Origin of the sequence: Paraburkholderia suaedae (genome assembly GCF_040812055.1) — a bacterium.
In the GTDB taxonomy this organism is placed as follows: Bacteria; Pseudomonadota; Gammaproteobacteria; order Burkholderiales; family Burkholderiaceae; genus Paraburkholderia.
Genome location: NZ_JBFOAH010000003.1, coordinates 396,592 through 419,342 on the forward strand (window position 1 = coordinate 396,592; position 22,751 = coordinate 419,342).

General features: G+C 60.8%; 21 protein-coding genes and 2 pseudogenes. 15 read left to right on the top strand and 8 right to left on the bottom strand.

Going from position 1 to position 22,751, the window contains the following annotated elements; all coding sequences use genetic code 11:
- Positions 1-42: 42 nt before the first annotated feature.
- A complete protein-coding gene (locus tag ABQJ48_RS07300; protein ID WP_367836982.1) occupies positions 43-567 on the bottom strand; it encodes a hypothetical protein in 525 nt (174 codons plus the stop codon).
- A 75-nt stretch (positions 568-642) separates the two neighbouring features.
- Here ABQJ48_RS07300 and ABQJ48_RS07305 point away from each other — a divergent pair, with 75 nt between their 5' ends.
- The 4 genes from ABQJ48_RS07305 to ABQJ48_RS07320 all read left to right on the top strand — a co-directional run bounded on the left by ABQJ48_RS07305 (position 643) and on the right by ABQJ48_RS07320 (position 3,898).
- Positions 643-1,395, top strand: a complete 753-nt coding sequence (locus tag ABQJ48_RS07305; RefSeq protein ID WP_367836983.1) for a GIY-YIG nuclease family protein — start codon at positions 643-645, stop codon at positions 1,393-1,395.
- Between the two features lie 359 nt (positions 1,396-1,754).
- On the top strand, positions 1,755-2,156 hold the full coding sequence (locus ABQJ48_RS07310) for a hypothetical protein (RefSeq protein WP_367836984.1): 402 nt from the start codon (positions 1,755-1,757) through the stop codon (positions 2,154-2,156).
- A 427-nt stretch (positions 2,157-2,583) separates the two neighbouring features.
- Entirely contained in the window at positions 2,584-2,772 is a 189-nt protein-coding gene (locus ABQJ48_RS07315) for a hypothetical protein (protein ID WP_367836985.1), read from the top strand.
- A 103-nt stretch (positions 2,773-2,875) separates the two neighbouring features.
- On the top strand, positions 2,876-3,898 hold the full coding sequence (locus ABQJ48_RS07320) for a helix-turn-helix domain-containing protein (RefSeq protein WP_367836986.1): 1,023 nt from the start codon (positions 2,876-2,878) through the stop codon (positions 3,896-3,898).
- A 446-nt stretch (positions 3,899-4,344) separates the two neighbouring features.
- Here ABQJ48_RS07320 and ABQJ48_RS07325 read toward each other — a convergent pair whose 3' ends face one another.
- Both ABQJ48_RS07325 and ABQJ48_RS07330 read right to left on the bottom strand, forming a co-directional pair.
- Positions 4,345-4,782, bottom strand: coding sequence for a hypothetical protein (locus ABQJ48_RS07325; protein ID WP_367836988.1), 438 nt, complete (start codon positions 4,780-4,782; stop codon positions 4,345-4,347).
- A 68-nt stretch (positions 4,783-4,850) separates the two neighbouring features.
- Positions 4,851-5,015: a hypothetical protein gene (locus ABQJ48_RS07330; RefSeq protein WP_367836989.1), complete on the bottom strand. Its 165-nt coding sequence runs from the start codon at positions 5,013-5,015 to the stop codon at positions 4,851-4,853.
- Positions 5,016-5,186: 171 nt separating this feature from the next.
- On the opposite strand from ABQJ48_RS07330, the gene ABQJ48_RS07335 reads away from it, so the two are divergent.
- The 6 genes from ABQJ48_RS07335 (at position 5,187) to ABQJ48_RS07360 (ending at position 10,710) form a co-directional block, all read left to right on the top strand.
- The gene (locus ABQJ48_RS07335; protein WP_367837019.1) at positions 5,187-5,348 is read left to right on the top strand and encodes a helix-turn-helix transcriptional regulator; all 162 of its coding nucleotides are present in this window, start codon (positions 5,187-5,189) and stop codon (positions 5,346-5,348) included.
- 282 nt (positions 5,349-5,630) lie between these two features.
- Positions 5,631-6,458 carry a phage antirepressor gene (locus ABQJ48_RS07340; protein ID WP_367836990.1) on the top strand — a complete coding sequence of 276 codons (828 nt, stop codon included), beginning with the start codon at positions 5,631-5,633 and terminating at the stop codon, positions 6,456-6,458.
- 148 nt (positions 6,459-6,606) lie between these two features.
- Positions 6,607-7,005 carry a hypothetical protein gene (locus ABQJ48_RS07345; RefSeq protein WP_367836991.1) on the top strand — a complete coding sequence of 133 codons (399 nt, stop codon included), beginning with the start codon at positions 6,607-6,609 and terminating at the stop codon, positions 7,003-7,005.
- A 192-nt stretch (positions 7,006-7,197) separates the two neighbouring features.
- The gene (locus ABQJ48_RS07350; RefSeq protein WP_367836993.1) at positions 7,198-7,494 is read left to right on the top strand and encodes a hypothetical protein; all 297 of its coding nucleotides are present in this window, start codon (positions 7,198-7,200) and stop codon (positions 7,492-7,494) included.
- A 365-nt stretch (positions 7,495-7,859) separates the two neighbouring features.
- Positions 7,860-9,608, top strand: coding sequence for an ATP-dependent nuclease (locus ABQJ48_RS07355; RefSeq protein WP_367836994.1), 1,749 nt, complete (start codon positions 7,860-7,862; stop codon positions 9,606-9,608).
- Positions 9,601-10,710, top strand: a complete 1,110-nt coding sequence (locus ABQJ48_RS07360; protein ID WP_367836995.1) for a hypothetical protein — start codon at positions 9,601-9,603, stop codon at positions 10,708-10,710. The genes ABQJ48_RS07355 and ABQJ48_RS07360 overlap by 8 nt, the downstream gene beginning before the upstream one ends.
- Positions 10,711-11,458: 748 nt before the next feature.
- Here ABQJ48_RS07360 and ABQJ48_RS07365 read toward each other — a convergent pair.
- Both ABQJ48_RS07365 and ABQJ48_RS07370 read right to left on the bottom strand, forming a co-directional pair.
- Positions 11,459-11,987 (bottom strand): annotated as a pseudogene (locus ABQJ48_RS07365) (recombinase family protein).
- Positions 11,988-12,286: 299 nt separating this feature from the next.
- Positions 12,287-13,588, bottom strand: coding sequence for a hypothetical protein (locus ABQJ48_RS07370; protein WP_367836997.1), 1,302 nt, complete (start codon positions 13,586-13,588; stop codon positions 12,287-12,289).
- 623 nt (positions 13,589-14,211) lie between these two features.
- On the opposite strand from ABQJ48_RS07370, the gene ABQJ48_RS07375 reads away from it, so the two are divergent.
- Positions 14,212-18,498: a protein NO VEIN domain-containing protein gene (locus tag ABQJ48_RS07375; protein ID WP_367836998.1), complete on the top strand. Its 4,287-nt coding sequence runs from the start codon at positions 14,212-14,214 to the stop codon at positions 18,496-18,498.
- A gap of 140 nt (positions 18,499-18,638) precedes the next feature.
- Here ABQJ48_RS07375 and ABQJ48_RS07380 read toward each other — a convergent pair whose 3' ends face one another.
- Both ABQJ48_RS07380 and ABQJ48_RS07385 read right to left on the bottom strand, forming a co-directional pair.
- Positions 18,639-19,733 (bottom strand): hypothetical protein, encoded by a 1,095-nt coding sequence (locus ABQJ48_RS07380; protein ID WP_367836999.1) that lies wholly within the window; start codon positions 19,731-19,733, stop codon positions 18,639-18,641.
- A gap of 84 nt (positions 19,734-19,817) precedes the next feature.
- Positions 19,818-20,558 carry a hypothetical protein gene (locus ABQJ48_RS07385; RefSeq protein WP_367837000.1) on the bottom strand — a complete coding sequence of 247 codons (741 nt, stop codon included), beginning with the start codon at positions 20,556-20,558 and terminating at the stop codon, positions 19,818-19,820.
- 185 nt (positions 20,559-20,743) lie between these two features.
- Here ABQJ48_RS07385 and ABQJ48_RS07390 point away from each other — a divergent pair, with 185 nt between their 5' ends.
- The 4 genes from ABQJ48_RS07390 to ABQJ48_RS07405 are packed head-to-tail and all read left to right on the top strand — an operon-like array spanning position 20,744 to position 22,180.
- On the top strand, positions 20,744-20,968 hold the full coding sequence (locus tag ABQJ48_RS07390; RefSeq protein WP_367837001.1) for a helix-turn-helix transcriptional regulator: 225 nt from the start codon (positions 20,744-20,746) through the stop codon (positions 20,966-20,968).
- Entirely contained in the window at positions 20,965-21,405 is a 441-nt protein-coding gene (locus ABQJ48_RS07395) for a hypothetical protein (protein WP_367837002.1), read from the top strand. The genes ABQJ48_RS07390 and ABQJ48_RS07395 overlap by 4 nt, the downstream gene beginning before the upstream one ends.
- Positions 21,406-21,413: 8 nt before the next feature.
- Entirely contained in the window at positions 21,414-21,665 is a 252-nt protein-coding gene (locus ABQJ48_RS07400; protein ID WP_367837003.1) for a hypothetical protein, read from the top strand.
- Positions 21,662-22,180, top strand: a complete 519-nt coding sequence (locus ABQJ48_RS07405) for a hypothetical protein (protein WP_367837005.1) — start codon at positions 21,662-21,664, stop codon at positions 22,178-22,180. The genes ABQJ48_RS07400 and ABQJ48_RS07405 overlap by 4 nt, the downstream gene beginning before the upstream one ends.
- Before the next feature lie 333 nt (positions 22,181-22,513).
- On the opposite strand, the pseudogene ABQJ48_RS07410 reads toward ABQJ48_RS07405, so the two are convergent.
- Positions 22,514-22,751: pseudogene (locus tag ABQJ48_RS07410) on the bottom strand (cysteine hydrolase); the annotation flags it as partial.

A 22,751-nucleotide genomic window follows, 5' to 3' on the forward strand; every position in this document is an offset into this window, starting at 1 on the left:
ACGCTGTAGTCACGCCCAAAGTTCGCGGAGCTCATCCGCTGCTCACTGCTCGTCTGCTCGCGCACGGACATCTGCTGCCGTTGCGATCGGCAAAGAGATGAAGTCCCGCTCGGACATCTCGCTGAAGGATTGCGGAAAAAGCACGTAAAGCTGCACGATCCACTCCTGGTTGTCTTTCCTAGCCGCGTATGGATGGACGATCTCGCCGTCCGAGCGAAGCCGGTCAAAGCGCAATACGCCGTTGTGCGGATACCTCTGATCGGGGTGTTCAAAGCGTGCTTTCGTCATGCGCATGACGACTTCGTGCGGAAAACCGGGGTGCCCCGACGTGTCGGCCTCGTGAAGCGCCGCGGTGATTGCATCTTCATCGGTAAGATGGCAGTCCTGGATTGCCTTCTCGTCAAACACGACTTCCTTCGCGATATATGGCGGCCCCTTGTACCAGTTCGGGTCATCGTGATCGAGCTGGACCGCGACAATGGTGCGCATGCCGACGTCTGTGCAGCGCCAGCGGAAACCGGCAAGGCCACGGAATTCGAGACCGATGTGGAAGTCTGATCGTTTCATGCTAGGCGCCTTGAAAAGCTCATGCGGGTATTCTAGCCTCAACGCTTGCCGTCGCTTTCCACACGAAGGTGCGCTATGAAAGAAGCCTGCGTCCTCTACTTGCTTATGCACGCCGAGGCGCCTGTTATCAAGATCGGCATCTCACAGGATGTTTTACACCGCTGCGCGACGATCCCGCACAAAATCCGCTTTGGCCGCTCGTTCGTCGCGCGTGGCAAGCGGGACGCCTGTCGTCGGGCGGAACGTATCTTGCACCATATGCTACGCCAGTATCGTGTCGATGGTCTGGACGGGCCTGGCTTCTCTGAGTGGTTCACAGCCAACGCGCTTGAGCAGGCGAAGAACCTGTTCACCACGTTTTGCATTGAGCTTGGAATGACTCTGCTCGAACCGTGCCCCATGCCGACCTCAGCCTCGGGCGCATCGACCTTTGCCCGTTCGCCGGGACCAGTCCTTTCCAATTTGATGCTTCCTGCGAGGGCTCGCAACATAGCTGAGACGACGGCCGCGCTCGGCAAGATTGCGCATGTGTTTGCCGCGGTCCGTCGCGTCCCGACAAGTGATCCCAACGTCGCCACGCTGGCGCGGGCCGGGGAACAGATTGCGCGCGAGCGGGCCGAAGCGGCGCGCTCTTACGCAGCCGGTTGTGACTTGGTCGACCTAATCGACGCAACTGACCTTGCGCTGGGGGGCTTGCATGCAGTGCAGGACACACTTCGCGCTATCGAAGGAATCGGCGATGCTGACGTCGCGCAGCTAGCTCGCCAGGGAGCAGCGATCGCCGCGTCGATGCTCGAGGTTGCGGCTGACTATCCGCGGGTCGATTGAGCCCGGCGCGCCGGGGCCGCCTCCGCTTCATCACAAGATTCCAAACGTCCACAAAGGACGGCGCTAACGATCGATCCACGAGCGTCTAACGTGCTCACATGTCAGTTCAGCAATTCCTCGCCCGGCAGCGGGCCAGTTTCGTTTCCTTGCATAACCTACTAGAGCAGATGACCTCTGCTACGGGATGCGGTTTGCAGCAAGCCGCAAGTGCGCTTTCGATCGTGCTTCGGCAAGCACAGGAATCAGAGCCCGCATGGTGCGTCCTTTCTGAGTCTTGGGGCGTGGTTGAGTTCCGGACGAGAACCAGGAGCGTTCGATGCGCTTCTTGGGGGGAAATAGCGGAAGGGTGGAATGAACGTATGCCGCTGGCGCTCCTTGACGACTTGGACCGCCTGCTCGCTTGGACAGACACAGGGGACGGGCAGCGCTTGCTGGGGGCTAGTGCCGGCCGCCGCGCTTCAATGCCGCTGATGCTTGAAGACAAGCGCGAGATCGTTCGCTTGCGCGACGAGGAAGTGCCTGTGCGAAATATCGCCAAGAACTTCGGGAAGTCCCCGCGAGCAATCTACGACGTCTTGGACGCCGCAGAAAAAAAAGCCAGCGTCTCCCGACCTCACGACAATGAGCTTCAAGATACCGCACTAGGAAGTAGCCTGGGAGCCCTATCCGACGAGGGACTCAACTTCACAGTTGCTTCACTCGCTTCACATCGGTACCGTTCGGCCATGCTTACACAACCGCGAGGTTTCGCACATGGCTGAAAAAAAGCAATTCGCGTCGAAAGACGCAGTCACGAGCCGTGCCGCTCATGTTGATCCGGAGCGCTCTGCGCTCGGTGAGCCCCTGTCACTCCCGCTCGACGGCTCACGCGCTGGGCTGAGCTGAGGCGCATCGTTCCGTTCAGCCACGAGACAGCACGTCAACGCGAACTGAAAGGGCTTTTGCCTCGGCGCGTCAAACTCGGCTCTGCACGCTGCGTCGCATATCCGAACCGTGAAATCCATCGCTGGCTCGCGGATCCGGCCGGCTACCACGCGCCGGCGGTGGAAGCCGCATGACTTGCGCTGGCCGCACGCTATGGCAACATGGGCCGCGCTGCCCCATCTTCGGGGCGGTGAAGCGGCAGGTACGGACGTTGACGCGCCCGACCTGCGTGACCACGCAAACGACCTTTCACGGAGGCCGCTGATGGCTGACGCCTATTCTACAGGGCTTGCACTCCCGCAATCTCGTTCTCCCGCTCAAATCGCACGAAATGCTTTGCGCGCCGCTGCGCTGGCGTCGACTCTCAATGACGCGCTCGACGTGGCCGGCGACGCACTGCGCCGCCTTGCTGAACTGGCGCGCGCGGCGACCGTCGCGTCGGAGACCGCGTGATGTCGGTCCTCGGCTCTGGTCCCGATGTCATTGCGATCTTGAACTCGGCTGAGATGACGAATACGGGCTTGGCCGGCATGACAACGTCACAAAGAGGCCCGCGATGAGTTGGCAGGCAACCAAGTGGGCCTTAGAGCAGCAGATCGTCGAAGACTCAACCGCGAGGCACGTATTGGTGTGCTTGGCGCATTATGCGGGCGACCAAGGGAAGAATGCTTTTCCGTCCACCGCGACTCTCGTAAAGATCTCTGGTTTGTCAGAGCGCACGGTGCGGTTGAAGCTTGATCTTCTTGAGACGGCGGGCGCGATCGTCCGGGGGGACCAAGCTATCGCGGCGGCCCATATCGACCGCGTCGACCGCCGCCCTGTTTGCTATGACCTGTGTATGCAGCGGCCTGCAAATCTTGCACCCCGCGAGGAGGAGCGGGGTGCAACGGGCGCACCTCGCAGCGCGATCACGGGGTGCAGCACGCGCCGGAACGGGGTGCAAATGACGACCGAACGGGGTGCAACTGCTGCACCCAAGCAGTCATACAAACCTTCAACAGACTATTCATGTGCCCCGCGCTCTGCCAAGAGGTCCGGTCCTCGCGCTTCGCGCTTGTCAGAAGATTGGGTATTGCCGGAAAACTACGAGCGGTGGGCGCTTGAAGACGAGGACATCAATCGCACCAATCGGTGGACCGCGGATCATGTCCATCTCGTCGCGCAGAGGTTTCGAGATTACTGGATTGCGCAGCCTGGCCGGAAGGGTGTAAAGCTAGACTGGTTTGCGACATGGCGGAATCGGTGCCGCGACCCGAAGGCCGCAATGCCGACTGCGCGCAATGGCCGGGACGGTGCCTGGTGGCTTTCGCCTGAGACGGCGCGGGCAAAGGCGCACGAGGTCGGCGTCGGCGATGCGAAGCCGGGCGAGAGCGATGCGATGTGGCGCGCGCGCATTCAAGGAGCGATCGACAACGGGGGCAAGCCGCCTGCACCGCGCCCCATGCCGGTCACCCCTTTGGATCCGGTGCCGACCGCTTGTTGCGCGGCGGAACGCGGCTCCGAACGCTCGCGCGCTGCGACCTCGGAGTTGAAGGCGCTGTTGAGGCAGAGGTCAGCTGGAGGTACTGTCGCGCCGTGACCGCCGGCGTGCGCGCGGATCCGAGGGCGCCGCATTCGTGCATAAGCGGGCGCTGCGGCTACAGTCGGCGGAGTTGTTGTGCATGGCTACCGCCGTCGATCGGGAGCCACGCAAGGCACCACTGGGCTGTCTGCGGGGGACCAGAAGGCGCTCCGCGCTATCCGCGCAACGTTGCTGACAAATGACTTGCCTAGTCCTGTAACGGCACGCAAACGTACCTCCACGCTAGTCGATGGACGGCGCGCCGGTTTGGCGACCGGCACCAAGTGGATGTGAACTCGCACGTTTATTGTCCAGCTCTATTTTTCCTTTGGGCGGCGCATGTGGGGAGACCTTCGCGGTCTGCCGGTTCCTGGCCGGTTCGCCAACCCTTGCATGTAGCCGGCCGCCCCGTTTGGCGACGGGACATCAAATACCAGGAGTTTCTATGCGACTCACCTCGGCCGTTACTCCGCGACTTTCCACGCGAGTTTCCATTGCGAGTGTTTTTCCGAGGTCGACGTGTCCCGCTCAAGGCCGTGGACGCGCTCGATCGTGTGTCTGATGCACTCGACTTGGTTGAGGTGCATGAACTGGCAAGCCCCCACGTCGTTACACTCGCCGGCGTGGGCGCGTTGGTGGCTTTCGACGCGGCGGCCGCTGTCAGGCACCACATGCCTGACGCCGATTTTCTTGACGAACTCGACGCGCAGCAGTTGGCCTTCGTTGGTCTTAGCGCCTGCGGCGGCATGCTGCGCGCCATCGTCGCGCTTGCTAACAGCGAAGTCGCCGCTCTTGCTCGAGCTTGCGCCGGAGACGTCGCCGGTGCTTTGCTTGGCCTGCGGGAGGTGTCGCACGCGAAACCGTCGTGACGGCACAATGACCTCGACCGCAAGGTCGTCCAAAACCGCAGCACTAGCCCCGACCAGAGCACCGGTCGAGGCTTTTTTATAGCCCCGTTGATGCCATGCGCTCAGTCCTTTTCGCCGACACAGCAGCGCGGTGGGCGGTCACGCAGGATGTCCCAGGTGGGTAGTGCGTCCGCGTCTTCGAGCAGGTGCACATCCGTCGCACCTTCAGGGAGCGGTGATAGGCCATCCCACTCTGTGATGTACACAGGCTTGTCGTTTTGCTCCATGTCTTGACTCCCTATGCAAGTTACTAGGCTTCCGATTATGGCTGCAGGAGGCGAAAAAATGTTGGTCGCGATGGTCTGCGCGTGGGGAAGTCGTGACGCGACAGTGTCGGTAGATTAACAGGCCCCTTTGGGTCACTGGAGTCAACCATGTGCAGTGAGAAGCACCAGTTAATGACGTCGAAGGAGGCTGCGGTGTCGCTCCGCCTCGCCTACGCAACCCTTCGGGACTGGAGTGCCAACGGGCGCGGTCCGATCAAACCGGTCAAGATTGGGGCCCGCGTATTCTGGCGTCGAACGGACGTTGAGCGTTTGGTCGCCGGAGGTGCGGAGTGACGGCTCGCTTCCGTTGGACGTCCGAGGCCGTCGCCCGTCGCGCTGCCGAGCTCCTTGTGGCTCAGTCCACCCGTCAAAGGGCGCGTTGGCTCTACTCGGAAGCGTGCGAACGCTACAAATTCCGGCGCAACCTTGAGCGTGTAGACGTCGCCGATCCAGCCTTCCGCCGTGCCACGAAAATGGCCTATGCCGTGTACCAGCGTGCGCGGCGGGCCGAGTACAACGCCGCTCGCCGGTTGGCGACTGCTATTCGCGGATCCAAAGTGTTTTTGGAGGTGAGCCATGCACGCACTCGCTAATTTCGCGTTTGAAGGCTCGCTCGTCCGCGTTATCGAGGTCGGCGGCGAGCCGGCCTTGGTTGCCAAGGACGTATCCGACTCCCTAGGTTACGTGTGGAACGGGGCAGCTCGGATCGAGCACGTTCCTAAAGAGTGGAGGGGGGTCACATCCGTTGTGAGCCCTTCAGGTGCGCAGCAAATGCTGCATCTGACGGAGCAGGGGCTGTACTTCTTCCTTGCGCGCTCAGACAAGCCGAAGGCAATCCCGCTGCAGAAGTGGGTTGCGGGTGAGGTTCTGCCGTCGCTGCGCAGGCATGGTGCGTATTCACTGCGCGGCGGAGTCCACGACACCCCGGTGTACCGCTTGCCGCAGAGCTACCCTGAAGCGCTTCGCGCGTTGGCCGAGGAGCACGAGGCTCACAGCCAGACGAAGCTGGTTGCGCATGAACAGTGGGCAATGCTTGAGGCCCAGGCGCCGGTCGTGGCGTCCCACAAGCGCCTGATGGCCGCGAATGGATCGTTTGGTATCCGCGAATGCGCCAAGCAGTTGAAGGTCGAGAATCATGCCGAGTTCATGGCGTTCCTTGAGGTTGACGTCATGTATCGGAGCGGTAAGCGCGGCCGTTTGATCGCACGCAAGGTCCACGAGGACGCGAAACGGCTTGAGGTTTGCAGCGGCGTTACGGACGGCGGTAAAGCGTGGGCACAGTCGAGGTTCACGGCAAAGGGCCTGGCGTGGATTGCCGGTCGCTGGGGCGAGTATCAGCTCGATTCAGTGGCGTACCGCGTGCGCTACTCGAAGGCGAAGCTCGCGAACCAGGAGGCCGCATGATGGTCGTTTCTGCCGAAACACACCGACCATGACTTTCGCTGAATGCGGCTCGCTGCTCTTGCGTTTGAAGCGTGCGATCCGCTACGCGTTGGCGTCGCGAGACTCGTGGGTAAAGCGGTCGCGCGGTGCTCGTCGCGGGCTCGTCCGCTTGAACGGCGCAGAGCATGCTGAAGCCCGGCAGAGAATCCGCGAGGCGAATGCTGTCTTGCGCAAGGGCGGTCAGCATCTGGTCCGGATTGGCGACGTTATCGATCGCAGCACGTCGTTCGTCCAGCAGTGCGATTTGCTTGGCGTCAATCCTGCCGATCGTGACGAATTGCCGCCCGACGCCGGGTTCGCGGCGATCATCGGGCTCGGCTTCGAAGGCAGCGCGCAGTACCGTATCCATGATAGCGAGCGCGGCCCCTTGTTTTGCGCGGTGTGGCCGCTGATCGTCGCCGCCATGTGCGAGCCCCGCGGCGAGCTCGCTGGCCGGACAAAGCGCTATCGGCTGCAGCCGACCGGATCGATGGCGGAGGTCGAGCCCGCGGCGCGCGTGTTCCACTGACAAGCACTTGTTGTCGGCGGTCCGATCTTATCGCATTGAAAAATAATGAGTTCCGCCGGGACTGTTTACATGTCCGCGGCAGTTGGTAAACAGCGAACTCCCGCTGTTGACCAAATTCGCAGGAGGCCCATTGTGGCAAGAGGCACGAAGGTTTCGCCCGAGCGTTGGCGAATTTGCCGGCTCGCATGGGAATTGAGCAGCGCAGTCACGTTCGGCGCAATTGCGTGGGAGCTTATGGTTTCGCGTCAGTCTGTGTATGGGCGGGCGAAGCGTGAAGGGTGGCGCGGCGATCTGCGGGGCGACGCTTCAATATTTACATATTTGGCGGCGCTGGGACCGGCACGCGAGCCAGATGTTGACGGCGAATCGACCAAAAATGAGCCGAGCAGCGGCATGGTCGCCCGTTTGACTCACGTTGCCGATTCGGTTCGCGGCGAGCTGGAAATGGTCGAAGCGCTGCTTTTAATCGAACGCATCCGTCGCAGATGACCAAGATGGGGCGCCCTCAAGATGTCGCTGAACGGCCCCACCCCGGACATTCGGGTTGCCGATTTCGTAGCCAAGAAGTGGACGCTCAAGTTCAGTTTGAACAGCCACGAAGTCGGTCTGCCGGGTAGGCGCTAGTTTCACCTTTACGTGCTTGTACGGCTTTGTCCCATCTAGTCGAAGTGGACGAGTTAAACCGCAAAGCTGTCCTTGAGGCTAATCAGCAAACGTGAGCACGGCTGCGCCCCTTATCGGTAGCTGCGGTTCCTTCCGTTGCAGTTGCGAACTCTCATGATCGCCAACGTGTAAAATCCGCCAGTCACATGGACCTTGAGCTCGCTCGCTACTCCTCGAATTCGTCAGCCTGAATGAACAAGCCCTTGAGTGAAATATCCCGACCTACCGTATGGGTGGCATCGTCGCAAATAGATTCGCTGCCCTCCGAGCTTGAGGACGTCGGGTTGCTTATCGAGCTGCCGTCGTGGGAAGAACTCCCTAACGTGAGTCGAAACAAGATACGCCCGTGTACCGTAGTGGTTCAATCGCCAAATCCAGGGCGCGCCCGCTTCTCTGCAAAGTTTGTTCTCCTGGAAAGATCCGGCGAACCGCCCAGCCAGGACAGGCTGCGCGACAAAAATCTCGCCAAAAGGGGTTGGATGTCGCTTGCGGATTTCCAGTCTCAATTTGGCCCACTCGCCCTGTCTGTCGGCGATCGACAGGCATACCAATACATGTTCCGCCAGCTGTCACGGGAGGTGGCTCTGCGCCTACTCCTGCTGGTCAATGACCTCGTCGCCTTGAACGAATTGCGGCCGAGCTCGCGAATCTTGCGCCAAGTGCGGATGTCTCCGCATGATTTGTGGTCGCAGTTCTTTCGGGAGGATGAGGAGCGATTCGCGCTCGTCGATTTCCGGCGCAGCATGGACTATCAGCGACAGGCGATGGCCAGCCTCGCCGACGTTGAATCGCTCGCGGCTGAAGTTCCCCTATGGGGCGGGCATTTCGTGCTACCCCTCAGGCTAAACTTCCCGGTGGTGCTTGGCCAACGCCAGCTCCAGAACGTCGTCATCGGCCCCAACGGTTCTGGCAAGACTAACCTCTTGTTGGGACTAGCCCAATGCGTGCTCAACCACCGCACGGAGTTCGGGCACGTTGAAGGAGATAACTTGGGGCCTGGCGTACACCAAAACTACAGGGGCTCGGTACCGATCCAAGTAGTTGTCTTCACCTACGAGCGCGCCATGTGGTCAACCCTTCGCCGGAAGGGCGTTGCAGTCTACGAGCAGGGCGTCCGCGCAAGCGACTGGCGCAAGTTGACGCAGTTGATCTATGAGATTCTTTCGTCGCGATCCGAGAACCAAGACGGCCTTCGCGACCTCCGCTTGCTGAGGGAAATCCTCTCGGGATTCATCGATGTGAGCGAACTGCGGTTGCCATTGCATCCGGCGCAGCCAGCTGCCCACCGCCCGCGGCGGACCGATCGCGACGACGACATTCAGACTTCGCTGGAAGACCTGACATCGATGTCCGAACCGTTCATAGATGCGGTTGCGCGACTCGACCGTGGGAATGCGCCATTCATGCGAACCAAGGATGGTCGGAGATACACCCTCAGCTCGGGGGAGCGCAGCTTGGTGCTGTTCTGCGCGCGGCTGATGATCGCTTCGCGCGACAGCGCGCTGGTCCTGATCGACGAGCCGGAGAACCACCTTCACCCGCGCTTTATCACGCTGATGGTGCAAACGCTCGCTCGCACATTGCAGGCTACCGGCTCTCGCGCACTCATCGTCACCCATTCGCCATTCGTTGTTCGCGAATTCGAACGGAGCACGGTCAAGGTACTGAAAACGTCGCCCGAAGGCTTCCCGGAAATGTTCAGGCCCTCCTTGCAGACGCTGGGTGCCGACGTCGCCATGATTTCTGATTACGTCTTCGAGGATGAGCAAATCCGCAAAGGCTTTCAAGAAAGCATCGACCGTGCTATCCGCGTTCGGCAGCTCCAAGGAGACCTAGATGGGCGCCAAATCGAAAACCTTGCCGCGAGCTTAGGGGAAGATGCAGTAAGCTACTTAATCGAGCGCTCGGAGGCTACCACAGGCGAGGCCCCCGATGCCTAGCGCCATTCCCTATCTGAGAACGGCCGAGGACGACCTTTATGCCATCGGCCTGTACGCCCGCACCTATAAGGGCAAGGGCTGGCATGAGCGGGTCAAGAACGCTTCCTGCGCTTACAAGGGCTTAAAACCCACCTTCTATAGCTACGGCAAACTGTTTCAGACTCCGCGCCGTTTGTTTCCCGCCAAATTGCGAAGTCTTGCAAGCTTCCTTTACGACCTATATGAGTCCGAGGCTGAACCGTTCCGGTACATTAAGGCGCTGCGCGACCCGGAGAAGATCGGGGCGTGCCCATACTGCGGTCTGTCGAAAAACATCACCGTTGATCACTACCTACCGAGGACACTCAGGGCGTTTCCACACCTGTCCTTCCTCTCGCTGAATCTCGTTCCGTCCTGCTCCGACTGCCAAGGCTCCAAGGGCAGCTTCTATCCACGCAAACCTGCCTGCGATCTCACACCAGCAAAGGGTCGCAGGCACAAATTGCGGTTGAGACTTTGCAGCGAGAAGCACGCTAAAATCAAAAGGGAGCGCCGGAGCAATGCCCAACCCGCACCCTCCTTGCGGTTTCGGGGGCCTACGCCCCTGCGCCCCAAGACGGTGAGCCGTATTCAAGAGACACGGCGATTCATCCATCCCTACCTCGATCGTTTCTTGCGCCGATCCGTTTTTGATGTCGATCTGGCATGGGCGGGAGAGCGACCAGAGATCGCGCGCTTCCTATGGAAGCCTCGCGTGTCGTCGGCGCAACGCGCTCTCGTGGCCTTCCACCTTGCAAACATGAAGGTGAAGGATCGGGCGCGCGGAATCATCCGGCGCCGGTATCGCGCTTTCGTGAAAGTGCTCGCAGGAAAGAATCTCAACGAGCACGAGATCTTGAACCACCTTCGATTTAGACTGGCCAGCGTCAAGGAAGAAACAGGCATTGCAAACTCGATTGAGGCGAAGTGCCTTGAAGCGCTCCTGCGCGATCCAACTGCTATCTCGAAGCTGGTCGCGGCGTCTTTGAGCCCAAAACCGCATCCGCTGGAACTGGTCGCGACCGCTGTGTCGCAGGTGGTGAAGATACGTCAGCGTCGCGTGGCACGCGACTTCATTCACTGACGCCTAGGCGCGATCGGCTCGCCCCCCTCCGGCGGGGGCTACCGCTCACGCAGCCAATCTATGTGGGAGCGGAAGTCTGTCGAGGAATCGGACCTACAACTCGCTATCGCCGTATAACCGTCAATTTGTTGCCCTATGGGCAGCGGTGACGCGTGCAATCCAGCAAGCTTGAATACGAGCAGGAAGGCAATGCGCATCTAGCGAGTGGCGACACTCAGGCGATGCAGGAGTAACTTCGCCATGACGATCTCACCGCCACCATGATCTATGCCGACGTGGTCCGACCCCGTGGCGGTAGGTTCCGCCCCCCCAATCGATACCCTGCCGAGTCAGTTGGCATAAGAGCGCCCTTCCCGGACGTCCGCTTCTGGGCCCCGGTCACTGCCATCGATGCCAACGTGTTGTCTGATCGAGGCATCCTTCTACCTGACGTCAGGCCTACGACCAAAGCGCGTCAGGCTAGGGCTGATTTTTTCTCATTGCCTGACATACGTTTCTCGGTGTGCAAGACCTCAATCTGACGATCTCACCACTAAACGTACGAAAAAGTCGGAATCTTGACGGCACCCCAAAATGGCCGTCGCGCGCTAGGTTCGAGAAGCAGCGCACTGCGCCGGTTCTTGCTTGGCCGCCGCACGTGCCCGCATAAGCGCCAGTAGCACGGCTGTCGCTGCTGCGCCTTGATCTGTTGGCAGCGTCGCGAGTCGCTCATGCCAGTTCTGCACGGCGTCTCTGACTTTGCCGCCCGTCATGCCGTCACCTGCTGGCCGGCGTCGCGAATCCGTGAGATCGTTGGTCTCGACACGCCGAGGTCGCGCGCAATGCTGGCCACGCTATCGCCAGCTGCCAGTCGGTCGAGGACGGCGCTGCGCTTCCCGTCGGCGATGGCCTTCGGTCGTCCCATCTTCGAACTCTGCCACGGCGGTGAGCACGCGCATCGTCATCTTGCCGGCCGCACTGGTGAGGTCCATGCCTCCCAGCGCGAGGCAATGCACGCGCACGTCCGTTTCTGCGAGTCGCTCGACGGTAGCTCGAACGTCCATAGCGTTGCGGCCGAGTCGGTCGAGCTTCGTGACGATCAGGATGTCTTCGGCCTCGAGCCGATCGATCAGCTTCGCGAAGCCGGGGCGCTCACTGGCCGGCACGCTCCCGCTGATGCTCTCTTGAACGATCCGCTTCGGTTGAACCGCGAATCCGGCCGCCTGTACTTCGGCGAGCTGGTTAGCCGTGGTTTGATCGGCGGTGCTTACACGCGCGTAAAGAAAAGTGCGGCTCATTTTTCCCTTCGTTATCAACGTTAATAGAGGTGCTCAAAAACGCTGTAACGATTATCGAGGGCGCTCAAAAGTAGTCAAGCCGATTTTTGTACACGCCGTTTTGAGGAGCACATAACCGCTCGTTTTACGACGCGCGGCAATGGGCGTTAGTGGCGCGTGGAAACTAACTAGCGAGAGGGCCGGTGCATGATGGACCACCGGAGAATAAGCGAAGTGGATGATGCAGTGTTGCTTGCCTTTGCTGACGGCTTGTTCCATGCCATGGGTGACGGCCCCTTATGGAGGTCGATGTGCAAGCGTCACCGTTTTCGGGTACCTGCCTCGACCGTGTCGCTCGACGAATCATCGCCGGCCGGCTGTATGCCGACCTCTGTGCCCTTCGGCAGATACTCCCAGCGAAAGCCACCGGCCTGACTTCGGCGGCCCTTGCAAACCGAGGTGATGTGCGAGCTGCTAATTCCTTTCGCTCTGCCAGCTTGGGTCAGACTCTCAAATACTTCGCCCGTCTCGATGCACCGTACACCTCGAGTCGCGTATTGCTTCGGCCTGAGCTGTTCCTGCGCCTGGGCCTCCGCGTCTTCGGCGTATGCCCATCTGGCGCCTCCAGCGAGTCTGCGCTTCCCTGCGAGAACCAAAGGGATGTTGCGAATGTTTAGAGCGCGCGAAGCTTCAGAGATTGACGCATAGGTGACGCCAGAATCGAGGCAGACCACCGCTCGTGGCATGTTCGACAGGTTTTTTTCCCGGCTGGTGTCTATCGCACCCCACTGAGGAGACTCAAAAGTTTCGACCTCGGCCCAATAATCCGGCGTCTGCACGGCAAGCTCTTCGACGAACTCCCGGACGAACGCTTCGATTTTGGCTCGGCGTTTCAGCCAGTAGCATTCAGTGTCGCCACTCCATCGCTTGCCGTTTCGCATTCCCGCCAGGAAAATCCGGCGGTCGCTAAACTGCGCGAACGTCCGGTGAACCCTGTTTTCTAGCACAAGAGCATCAATTTCCCTGAGCCTTGCCGAGAAGAAAGTTTTCTTCAAATACCAGCTATACCGCTCTGCAAGTGTTCTGCTCGTGATGCCGACCTTCAGTGACCTTATGCCAAAGACCTCAACCTCCCCCACAACGAGCCAGGTGCGCCGGCCATCTTCACCCTTCTGCAACAACCGGCGCAGGCGATATGCTCCATGCCCAACGTTTTCGGTGCCGCAGTCCGGACATTTATAGCTAGACTTCCGAAGGTAGGCAGCGACGACCCATTGCTCTCCGTGATGCTCGCAATGTATCCGTATCTTGGTGGCGCGACGCGACTCATCAAAGAGAGCGCCCAGGAACTGGACATGGCCCGGCAAGGTGCCCTCTAGTTCGTCCCGCAGTTTGTCCTCTTTGAGGCGTAGCCCCGCCGACTGAACTTGCTTGGCACACTGCCGGCAGCCAAATGTTCCTGCCACCATTAGGTAGGTGGGCTTGGTGGTTTCGACCTGGTCGTGGACGCGGCATCGCATGCGGATGGGCTTGGTCATGCCTAAAAAGGGGCTCTCCAGCGCAAGCCTCGCGGCCAAGTTCTCCTCGAACCATCGTAAGAATTTTGTCTGTTGGTCCTCCATCCTACCTACGCTCCGCGCGGCATATTCGCACTCCGGGCATCCGCCACCCTTGTAGCGCAGATGGTCCATCGGTAGCACACGAAAAGAGTGTACGTGCGCCCGACATATAACCTCGACCGTCGGGTTCTTTTGCGTGCGGAAGCGGTCCACGGATGGCCCATAGTCAAACCGGTCTTGCCCATGAATTTCCTTAGCCGCTTGGACCCACTTCTCGTAATTGCGGCGCCGTCGGCGCAAGGTAGCTTCGGGCGAATATCGTGATGTCGTTACCGTCACGCTACACTCCTTCCTGTCAAGTCCGGAACGAGTGTAGGCCCGCCGTTGCGCGCTTGTCAGTGCGGCGGGACACGCCGCGTTACCTCCCGACGGCTGTCTGAGATGCTGTACACAGCATCGTGAAGCCGACCGTGATCGACGCTAGTGTGGCTTTCGAGTTGATTTGTAGCGGCAAAAATCCTCTTATTCGCGGACGTTGAACCATAAAGATTCGCGTGGTTGCTGCTCACCTAGGTATCCTTTCAGCCTCGACATCGGGGGCCGGCCCACAAACGTTCACGCGTCGTTGCATGAGTGTCACCTGCACACTACGATACTGTGATCATCCTAAGCGCGAGGCGCGGAGTTTGAACAAGATATTGGCAATCGAGGAATTAGAAAGCTCGGCAGGAACGACTGCGGCCGCACCATCAAGCCGGTTCGCCCGGAATCGTGGAAAGGCCCCGGTCCCGCCTCCTTCCGTCAAAGAGCTTGACTATGTCCCACCCGACTTCAGCGGCAGTCGGCGGACTAGGATCGGCTCGAGCTTCATCGAGCAGTTCGTCGCAGGGCACGATGCGAGCGACGTACTGCGCGAGCTCGTCCAGAACGAATTTGATGGCGGCGGCGAGAGGCTGACGCTCACCTTCGGCAGCCGCTCGCTTGAGGCAACCGGCACGGGTCGAAGCATCGACCGCAACGGATGGGAACGGCTTTCCGTGATCGTCGGCACCGGCAATGTGATGGGTAGCCGGCAACCAGAGGAGGTGGCGCCAAAAGCAAACGGCGTCGGTTCGAAGAATTTCGGCTTGCGTTCCCTCTTTCGCTTTGGTGATGAAATTCACGTGCGTTCTGGCGGGCAGGTCGCATTGCTTGATCTTCAGACCCAGGAAACGGGACGCGAGCGGGACCCGAGTTGGTGCGGCGAAAAGGGGGTTCGCGTCCACGTGCCTTATCGGCAGGAGTCGACCGAGAGGCTCGAGGCCTTCACCGTCGAGCGCGAGGAGCATGCCATTAAATTGATGGCGACGGGAATGCCGGACACACTGGTCAAGCTGGCGCTCAGCGGCAAGAAGCGCGGCCTGCGCGAGGTCAACATTCGCTCGATCCGCACTGGCCGGATGCTGCGCTGGCGGCAGGACGCGAAGCACGAACGCTGCGATGCCGCCGGCGTCAGTATGGTGGTGCGGACCGGGAGGCTCATCGACGGCAATGGCAGGGGCGTGCCGTTCCAAGAGGAGGAATTCTCGCGATCGATCGAGATCCCGGCCGAGCATGCAGGACGTCGCTTCCCCGCGTATTACAGGCTGCCTGGCGGCAGGTTGAAGATCGCGGTCTCCGTCCCGATCGCGCGCCGGCGGATTGATCTCGACCAACACGGCCATTTCTACTATCCACTGAAGGCGCCATCGTCGCTTACCGGTTGCGCCGTTAGCGTCAGCGCGCCGTTCGAACTCAATACCGATCGCAGCGGAATCAACGACCTCGTCTGGAACGAATGGCTCATCGATCAGGCCGTCGAGCTGACAATCAATCTGCTAAAGACCGACTGGCTCAGCAGGTATGGTGCGGACGCCTTCAAATCCCTGGTCGGCAACGGCACCGCCAGTCCGGATCGATTTTTCAGCAAAGTCGCCGAACGGCTTGCAAAGGATGCTTGCTGGCCTACGGGAGACAAGGCCAAGGCCAACTTCGCCCGTGCGAGCGAGATCGTGCTTCCCGTTGAAGCGGAGTATTCGGGGTTCCTCAGCGCTCAGCGCTATCTCGATCCGGCGCTCGCCGGCGATAAAGCGTTGTGTGATCTGGTCGCGAGCTGCGGCGCTAAGCGATTCACTATTTCGTCGTTGGTTCGGCTGCGATGCGCGAGCAAGGACGCGAGTGGTCTCGAGACGAAGGTCGGCGACGACGCCAATTTCTCGTTCACGGACTACAGCGGTGCCCTCTCCGCAATTGACATGCAGAAGCGCCAAGCCGCAGCCTTATCGGCCTATCCGCGGCGATTGACTAAGCAGCATAGGGCCGACCTCGGAAATACGGCGTCGACTCTGAGCGCATCGGGCGAGCTTAGGCCCGCAGTCCAACTGATGGTCGTTGATCCCGATCTCTGGGTCGATTGCCCCGAGCCGGAGGCCAACAGGCTCCATCCGGCGCTTGTTCCCTACAGATCGATTTCAAGCCATTGCAGAACATTCAACGAGGAACAGTGGCTGATCGATGCTGCTGCACGCGCCGCCACGGCCGCTCCCGATGATCGGGAACGCGAAACCCTCTACAGAATGCTCCTGACCCGCGAGGCGCCGATCAGCCGGACCGCTCTATCAGCGCTGCGCAACAATCCGGTGGTCAAGAACCAGCGCGGCGAGTGGGTCGCCCCGGCCAACATGGTGCATCTTAAGAACCCGCTCGCCCGCTTGGTTGACCTAGCGATCGACGCACCGTCGAAGGAGATGCTGAACGCGCGCAGTTTGATGGCGCGCTTGCGGATCCGCGACTCGCTAAACGGCTCGGACCTCGTCCGCTACGCCCGCGCCATGACCGAGCGACCAGAGACTGCGGAGCGGTTTGAAAAGCTGCTCACCGACAATCTCAAATTGCTGCGCCCCGCGATTGTCGACGAACTACGGGCAATACCCTGCCTTAAAGCGCGGTCGGGCCAGCTCGTTGCCCCGGGCATGCTTCATCTCGATACAGCAACCAATCGGTTGTGCATTGGCGACAATGCCCGGATTGTCAGCGGGTCCAACGATCTCCTCTATCACAAGCTGAGACTCAAGGACGCGCCTGATTCCGGAACCATCCTCGATCTCATCAAGTCCCGCCTGGCAGCGGGTAGCGCACCTAATCGGCCAGATCTGCTCTATCCCATGCTCGTGGCGGCGATCAGGCGCGAGCGTCGCGCCAAGTCCGAGATCGCCAAGATGCCAATCTGCTGGGTGCAAGACGGCTATTACGCGCCTTCGGAAATCCTTGTCGGACCTCGGACGGCGGCACCGTTAGCCGAGGCGATCCCACTCTACCCCTGTTCCGATGAAGTCGGCCGTGCCTATCAGGAGCTTGGCGCGCCGGCTCAATCGAACGATGGCCATTGGGAGCGCTTCTTCCGCCATGTGGGGAGTGCTTGGGCCAACGACATGCCACTCGACTTCCCTCGCCGGCGCATTCTACTCGACGCCTACGGCGCGCGCTCAAGCTTGGGGCTGCCGCAGGGGCTCGAGGATGTTCGCTGCTTACTCGACGATCGTTCGCGACTCTTCACGCTTGGCGAACTGCGTTCCGGAAAGCTCGTCGAACCCGACTTTCTGGCGCTCGAAGAGGCGCTTCGTAACGCCGATAGCGAGATCGGGGTTATCGAACGGTCGGTGCGGGCTCGCGCATTTTTCGTAGGTCTCCGCATCCGCCCACTGTCCGCGATCGCGGGCACGAGTGAGCCGGTGCTTGGTCTCTTGGGTCGACCGCCATTCTGGTACAAGCCCAAGTACAGCGAGCGGGTCCTCGCCATGCTGCGTCGGCCACTGTTTGCGCGTGCGTTGTATGAGGTTGCCGACCGGAACCGGCATGGCCATCCCGGCTTCGAGCCTTCGGAGCTTGCAACGATCGAAGCGCACCTTGCAGCCGTCCGCGAAATCGCCTTTTTCCAAAGTATGGAACGGCGATACAGCGTGGGGGGCGCCGGTGTTCTCGTGCCGGCGGAGGTCGCCGTCAGCGGAGAACGGATCGCCGTCATTCCGCCAAAGACCAAGAACAGCTTCCAATTACTGCTCGCTGAAGCGCTTGCCGAGATCGCGGGAGCGACTAGCGTGGCGACGATGCGTAGCATCGCCAACGCCTTCCTTCCGCTTGTCCTATGCGGCACCCATGAAGAGCTCACGGAATATCTCGATCGGATGGGCATTCGTCATGGCCGCCAAAAGGCGACCGACGAAAACGACGGCATCGATCTCGAGGCCGATGACGATAGTGAGGATGACGCTGAGGAACTTGCGTTGCGCCAAGTCTTCGACAATCTCGACACGGGCGGCCCGACAAACACCGAACCGGTCAGGCCTGTCGATCCGGCGCCCCCGCACTCAACCAATCCACCGCCACCGCCGCCACCGCCAGCGGCTCCGCCTTTCGAACTGCCAAATCTAGAAGATGTTATTCTGACCGTTGCATCGAACAAAGGCACAGACATCGAGCCACGAGGCCCGTCGGGCGGGCGCGGGGGCGGATCGTCCAATACCTGGCTTCCGCCGACGCTCGCTGAAATCGAGCGAGCTAGCCTCTTGGGTCTGCGCGGCGAAGAGCTTGTCTACCGTCTGGAGCTACAGAAAGTGCGCGTTATGGGTTATGCCGAGCCCGAACGCTACGTCATTTGGACATCACGTGACGAACCCGGTGCCGACCACGACATTCGCTCGATCGACGCCGATGGGGGACCGCGTTGGATCGAAGTAAAGTCGACTATGGGCGTCGATGGGCGGTTCGACTGGCCGCGCAAGGAGTTCGAAAAGGCATTACGCGAGCGCGATCGCTATGAATTGTGGCGCGTCTACCGCGTCGCCGACCGCGCACCGGTCGCAAAGTACTTCCCCAATCCGGCGCACATGCTTGCCACACGTCAAATCACCCTTGAGCTTGGCATGTTGCGCGCCAACATCGAGAAGCTAGATTGAGGCTCTGAAGATAAGATACGAATAGGCGTTTCGGTAGGCGCCGAGTTCCGACTGGCGTAAGCGCCTATTTTGAGCACACCGACTCGACGCCCGCTTTACGTCGAATTTGATTAACAGCAGCTTGCTTGCTCCTTTTTCGGTTAAACGCGGCGAGTCAACTTGTACTTGACGGGCAGGAGGTCGAACTCAGCGTGCAGCTCGTCCAGCGTTAGCTCTCGAACCGAAGGCTCCTCCTTCTCACCGAAGCTCACCAGGCACAACGTTGAGCACCCCCGCTTCTGCTGGAAGAACTCGATCTGCCCCGACGAAACGTACACGTTGTCGCCCTCGCCCATCGCGCTCGACTTCACTTCTAGGAAATGCTCAAAGACAGTCCCGTCCGGCTTGCGGCGCAAAGTCCGGATGTCGAAGGGCGATGTAGGGGCGACTTGGGAGGTCCATTCGACCTCCTTAGCCTTTCGACCGATGGACTGGACGTAAGCAAGCTCCCGTTCGTAGACGAACCGTTCGCCCCGATAGCCGATTTCGGTATCGGGCATTCCGCCACCGGCACTGCCACGCTGTTTCGGTGGACCGTCGCCGGCGCCTAGGCCGTACCGCGCGTCGATGCGTCGGAGCACGTGAAGCTCCCGACCGATAACGATTCTTTCCGATTCCCCCACCGACTCCAACGCGGCCGACGCTTGCCGGATCGCGTCGCGGATAATGTTCGCCGCATGCTGCGCGTCGATGTAGCGCAGGCCGTAGCCCCACGATGGGTAGGCCGGGGTATAGAAACCGTCACTAACCTCGTACGGGAGGGTCGGAGTGATCAAAGTAACTAGGTCCGACGGCGCTTCGGCGTGAAACACCAGCGGCTCGACGCCATCGATGATGAACGGCTCGCCACGTGCCTGCCCCTCCCGGTTGACTAGGTTCACGCCGGCATGAACTCCGACGATGTGCGCAGATAGCTCTTGGTCGCCTTTGTACGTAAAAGAGAAGAACACGAACTCGTCGTCCTCGCGCTTCGCCGCCGGAACTGAGGTCGGCGGTAGATAGAACCGCAGGGTGTCCGACTGGCTCACCGCGAAGTTAAGGCACTCGTGAAACCCGTTGCCGCCGACGCCATCTTCTCGGAAAAGCTTTAGATAGTCTTCGTATTGCTGACGGCTGGGCACCACCGAGTATTTCAAGTATGACGGCAGCGCCGCGCGGTGGTCGTAATGGATTTTGATGGCGGCGAAGGTTGGCATATTGACCGTTGATGATTATCCAAGCCGCCGACTATACAAGACAGTAGCGAATCTCAGTGACTGACGAAGTCAATGTCGCGACTATCACGCTGCCTTCGCCCGTTCGGTTGCAAAACGGCGACTTTTGAATTCGGAGGATTTCCGTGGCGGTTCGCTCACATAGTTGACGAAGGCCCAAGTTGGCCAGCGCCGCTCTGCCAAGCGTCGTGCTTCCTGCTCTCCGCTGCAAAGGCCAATATGAATTGCTTTTCTTTGGCCGTCGCGCTCGATCTCGATTAGCGCGGGCCTGAGCGAAGCCCACTTCACCGGCCGCGCTCCTTTCGCGTTCGCGCCGTCGATCACCTCGCGCTCCCGGTTATAGCAGCTGACGCAGAGCGTGTGCTGGCGCACGAGACGCAGACGCCCGATTAGGCGATCGGCAGCGCGAGCGGTTCGCTCGCATCGCACGCATGAATGCGCCGCCGATTGGTTGCCAGTCGCCCGAGCTGCGGCGCGGCGCCGAAGACGGTCCTCGATGTCTGATTCCAACCGATTCGGCTCGAACGACGACGGGCATTCGAGCCGTTGCGTGGACGTTTTTGCCGCCCCAGCTTCGCGCTGAAAGCGTTCGCCGATTGGACAGGTAGTGCAGGCCTCGTTGCGAGGAGCTTGGAAATTCCTCGCGCATGCGGCCGGCGAGATCTCGGCGTGCAGCGCGGCGCAGCTGAAGACCAGGAACCCGGGTACTCCGTCTAGTTCGTGAAGCTCAACGTGGTCGGCGCATGCCTTGAAGGCCACGCGTTGGCGGAGGACTGCGACGGGCCGCGCGAAGGCGACTTCAGACATGAGCATCGGCGCGTGGTGGTAACGCACCCAATCCTCGCGTCACGACTTCATGGTGTTTTCTCCGGTGAAAAATCGGTGTTTTCGATGGCCGCGCGTTCTCCATTCGGTCACTCATCGCGTTTCATGACACCTCACGCGCGAGTCGTGACAGGACACTGGCGATGTCGCAATTTAGAGGGGCCCATATGGCTCGCCCACCTGAAAAACTAATTCGTCGTCCGGCAGTGCTCGATCGGACCGGGCTCGCGTCGGCGACGCTCGATCGTCTCGTTGCCTCTGGCGGTTTCCACGTTCCGGTTCGCACCTCACTGGCGACGATCGCGTGGCGTCAGTCAGAAGTGTCGAAGTGGATCCGGACCAGACCGCGTGCGGCGCGCGGCTCGGTCGTTCAACCGGAGGTTTCGCAGTGAATTTCAACGAATTGAAGGCGGCGCTTCGTGCCGAAGTGGCCGGGCAGCGCGCGGCGGCGGGTAACCACACGGTCGCCAAGTCGCTTCGCGAAACGGAGCGGCGTCCCGCGCGGGTAGTCAGTGTGCGCCGCAGTCACGCGGCGTCCGCGCTCTTGAAGGCGCTCGGCGCAGTGCCAAACCAGCTGATCAAGGACGCCGCGGCCGACTCTGCCGCGCGCCGTCGCGAGGTTCTCAATGCTGACCGGCTGTTGGGCGGCGGCAACCGTGCGTACCATGTGGTCCACGGTGGCGCTTCGCTGACCGAGGAAGAGGCGCGTGCGGCGTGTGCGCGTGTGGTCATGAGCCGCCGCGTTATCGCCGACGAAGCGATGCGCATTGAGCACTGCCTAAACGAGCACCGCGCGATGCCAGCCGCGCTGGCTGCGAAGCTCTTTTGAGGACAGTCATGCCGAAAAAAACAATCGAATCCCTACGCGCCGCGCTGGATGCCGCGCTGCTGGCAGGAGAGGACGCTTCGGCGATCCGTGCCGAGCTCTACGCCGTCAGGCGTGTCCAACAAAGCGAAGCCGCGAACCGCGCGCGCGCCGAAGTCGAGGCCAAAGCGAGGGAGAGCGCTGCGATTCAACGCGAAGCCCGTGCGCGAGCCGATGCCTCGGCGAGCCGTCTCCAAAATCTTCTTTCCACGCTAGAAGCTTGACCATGAACGAAAACGTATATGAACACGCTGTTCTCGCGGAACGCGAGCACAAAGCGGCCTCCCAGGCTCGGTCCGCCATCACAAGCGAGGCGCTCGCAATCGAACAGCGCATTTCCGAAAAAACCGCCGCACGCGCGCAGGTGATTGCCGACGTACGTCCGGGCGATCTCGATGAGTCGACGGCCGCGCTGCGCCTCGAGATCATCGATGAGGACTTGCGCGACTTGCAAGGGTTGGCGAGCAAAGCGAAATCGAGTGTTGCCGATGCGCAGACGCAGGTCGAGCACACCGGCCATGCGGTCCGTGTTGCGACGGAAACGGTTGTTGTCTACGAGCGCGGCGTTGCTGCGCAGGCGCTGGATCGCCAGATCCTGGATCTCGAAGCGAAGCTGTTGCGAGCACTGGTCGCGCGTTACCGTGTGAGCGGTAAGCGCGATGATTCCTTGTGGAAACTCTGGAGCCCCAGCGAGGCGCTGCGCGCGGCCGTCACTGCCTACCGTCTCCCGACGGTTTGATTGTCGCCACAGCGTGCCTTGCGCGCCCTTCGTGCGCGGTGAGCTATGTGTCGCGCTGGCCGATGCCTTCGTTAAGATGGGATTGAGGATGTGCCGGAAGTAGAGCATGAACGCGTCGAGCACGGCGTGGCGTGTCTCGACGCCGATCATGCGCGCATGGTGCGCGTATTGGCCCATTTGTCCGGCGCGTTCCAAGGACCGCGCCGGTCGACTGTCGGAGAACGAGCCAGTGGGCAAGCGCACGTCTAGAGCGCGGGACCGTCGCTGATCGACCCGAAGCCGCCGGCGGCGCTCGCGCGAGATCAATGGCGGCTTCTAAGGTGCAACGGCCAATCACACCGCCCGCTGCGTCACCTCATCCTGCCGCAGACCACGCGCCCGCCGGTTGGACTTGTAGATGCTGTCGCGTACGGGCACCGCGCCAGTCTTCACGCTATCTACCCATTCGTGGGTCGACATCACCGCCGCGAAGCGCGACTGCAGCACGACGCCGAACACGCGGTGGATCTCTTCCGCACTCGCAAAGCCGGCCTGGTTGCGGTACGGCACCGTGCCCGACGCATCATGCAGG